This is a genomic window from Bacillota bacterium, from assembly GCA_012837285.1.
Lineage (GTDB): Bacteria > Bacillota > DTU030 > DUMP01 > DUMP01 > DUNI01.
In genome coordinates this window covers 1-2,813 of sequence record DURJ01000189.1, presented here as the reverse complement: position 1 = coordinate 2,813, position 2,813 = coordinate 1, and the positions used below count along the sequence as shown (strand labels likewise).

Annotated in this window: 3 protein-coding genes; all 3 read left to right on the top strand. The window is 51.7% G+C overall.

Translation table 11 applies throughout. The features are described from left to right. Window positions 1–1,088, top strand: a 1,088-nt coding sequence (locus GX016_10520; GenBank protein HHT71974.1) for a spore germination protein, incomplete at its 5' end; no start/stop codon positions are given. Beyond that, window positions 1,085–2,338, top strand: a complete 1,254-nt coding sequence (locus GX016_10515) for a Ger(x)C family spore germination protein (GenBank protein ID HHT71973.1) — start codon at window positions 1,085–1,087, stop codon at window positions 2,336–2,338. The genes GX016_10520 and GX016_10515, both read left to right, overlap by 4 nt. An 11-nt stretch (window positions 2,339–2,349) precedes the next feature. Continuing rightward, window positions 2,350–2,586, top strand: a complete 237-nt coding sequence (locus GX016_10510) for a hypothetical protein (GenBank protein ID HHT71972.1) — start codon at window positions 2,350–2,352, stop codon at window positions 2,584–2,586. Window positions 2,587–2,813: the final 227 nt, after the last annotated feature.

Sequence of the window (2,813 nt, the reverse complement as noted above, 5' to 3'; positions counted from 1 at the left end):
TGTACATAGATGGTATTGTCAATAGTAAACTGGTGGCTGAAGTGCGGGAGCGAATAAGGCGCATCAAAATCGACGGCGTATTGGAAGGTCACTACCTAGAAGCCATGATAGAAGATAACCCTTTTTCACCTTTTCCACAAGTGTGGAGTACGGAGCGACCGGATACGGTGGTGGCGGATCTACTGGAAGGTCGGGTAGCTATACTCACCGATGGGACCCCATTTGCTTTAACGGTACCTCTTGGGTTTGCAACCCTGCTGCAGTCACCAGAAGACTACTACCAGCGCTGGTCCCTGTCGCTGTTCTTGCGTCCGTTTAGGTATCTGGGATTAGGTATTTCTGCTTTTTTACCCGCTCTCTATGTGGCTATCACCACTTACCATCAGGAAATGTTGCCGACATCACTTTTGGTAAGCATTCTTATGCAACGAGAACGGGTTCCTTATCCAGCAGTGGTGGAAGCTTTGGTGATGCAGATTACTTTTGAAATACTACTTGAAGCCGGTGCCCGCCTGCCGCGAGCTTTGGGACAAGCGATTGGCATTGTGGGCGCACTGGTGATCGGAGATGCTGCTGTTCGGGCCGGTTTGGTATCGCCAGCAATGGTGATTGTTGTTTCTGCTACAGCTATCGCCTCGTTTACTTTCCCTAGTTTTGATCTGACCAACACTGTACGTCTGCTTAGGGTACCGCTGATTCTCATGGGGGCTGTGTTAGGGCTGTTCGGTCTCTTTTCGGGGTTAATACTGATCATGATCCATCTGGTGAATTTGCGCTCTTTTGGCATACCGTATTTGCAAGGAATGGCACCATTTAGCCTCTCGGACCAAAAAGACTATCTTATCCGTGTGCCTTGGTGGATGATGCGGACTCGGCCTAAGCTTGTAGGCAAGGAAAACATCATACGGCAAGCTTCCCATCAGGGTCCTAAACCCCCGGGAGATGAGCGCGGACGCGGCCCTAACAGCATAAACGGTCCAAAGAATAAAGATCAAGACAACCGGCAGGCACCGACGACCACGGACAAGGCAAATAGGCGTCGAGGGAAGCGAGGAGGAAACCGGCAGAAGGGAGAGCCAGAACAGTGAGACGTTTGTTTTTGGTGCTGCTTTCCCTGGCACTGCTTATTTCGCCGATCTGCCTATCCGGTTGTTGGGATCGACGAGAGATAAACGAGCTGGCTGTGGTTTCTTCTCTGGGTATTGATAAGGAAGATGACATCTGGAAGATTACGGCGGAGATCTTTCGCCCCACTATGGGCGGAGGTGAAGATGGCAGCTCGGGCGGGGGTGGCGGCGGGCCTAAGCGCCAGGTTTGGATTGCCCAGGGGCAAGGATATACCCTTTTAGGGGCTCTGCGTGATATGGCTCTGAAGGTGCCACGACGCGTTTACGTAGCCCATACTTCTGCCATACTTATCGGAGAAGAAGTCAGTCGCCAGGGGATATTTGAATTTCTCGATCTTTGGGAACTGGATGCAGAAGCCCGTATCATTACCAATCTACTTGTCTGCCGTGGTAAGGCCGAAGACGTACTCATCGGCAGTCAAGGAAGTTTGGAAAAGAGCGTGGGACTGGAGCTGGCAGGACTGAGGCGGTTTTGCCCTGTTAACGGTCATTCCACTATCCTTAGTGTGCACGAATTCGTATCCCTGCTGGAGGCCAAAGGGGCGGATCCGTTTACCGGTGTAGTGGAGCTTAGAGCTGTTCCCATGATGCCTACAGCCGGTGGAAAGAGCTCCGGTTCTGCCGGCGCAGAAGAAATGAAAACTAAAGAGACGACCCTGGCATTGCGTCTTAAGGGATTGGCTCTGTTCCGGGATGATAAGCTGGTAGCTTTTGCCGAGCCCACCGAGGTCCGGGGGATACTGAGTCTGCAGGGTAAAATTGCCAATACTATTTTGTATGTCAAAGCAACCGCTGATAAGAGTCGAAAAGATAATACGGTTGCCATAGAAGTCTTCAGATTGAAAAAGCAAATCAAGGTGGAAGAAAAGGAGGGGCGGCCAGTACTGACAATAAAGGTTACAGCCGAAATAGCGCTAGCCGAACAAGCATACCGGGGGGACCTTATGCAGGCCGATGACTACCTTTTCTTGGAGAAACAAGCAGCCACGGTTATCAAGAACGAAGCCGAACAGGCAATCCAGTTGGCCAAGAGGCTCGGAGTAGATCCGTTTAGTTTTGGTGAGATTATCCGACGCCAGAACAAAAGACTATGGCAAAAACTGGAGAAAAAGTGGCCTCAGGCCTTGCAGGACCTAGAAATAAGCATAGATACCCGAGCAAAAGTGCGACGCAGCGGACTAACCGGGGTGCCACCGCTGGAAAAACGTTAGGAGGCCGGCACATGATTTTTCTTCTCGTTTTGATGTATCTGGCGGTTAGTGCCTTCGAGGTTCCTAAACTGGTAAAAGAAAAAAAGTGGCGTGATCTCCTGGTTTTTTCGCTGTTCATGTTAGCTGCCATTGGCCTCAGCCTGCCGGTGGCCATGGGGGTGAAAATCCCCAATCCAAGCCGCTATATAACCCGCTTCTTGGCTCCCATATCTAAAGCCATCATGGGCCGCGAACCTTTCTTTATGTGAGGGAAGGGAACGCTTGACAGGGGCGGCAGCGTAGGGTATCATTAAGGCAATAATTTGGTAATTCGTTAGGGCTGTGACTGGGAGGAGTAGGCGGACTAAGCCGTCCAGAGAGGGAAACCCGCGGCTGGAAGGTTTCCTCGGAGGTAGCGCCGAAAGTCGCCCAAGAGCCGCTCAGGTGAAAAAAGTAGCCTGGGCCGTGGGCCGCGTTAAGGCCAAGAGCCTGGCTG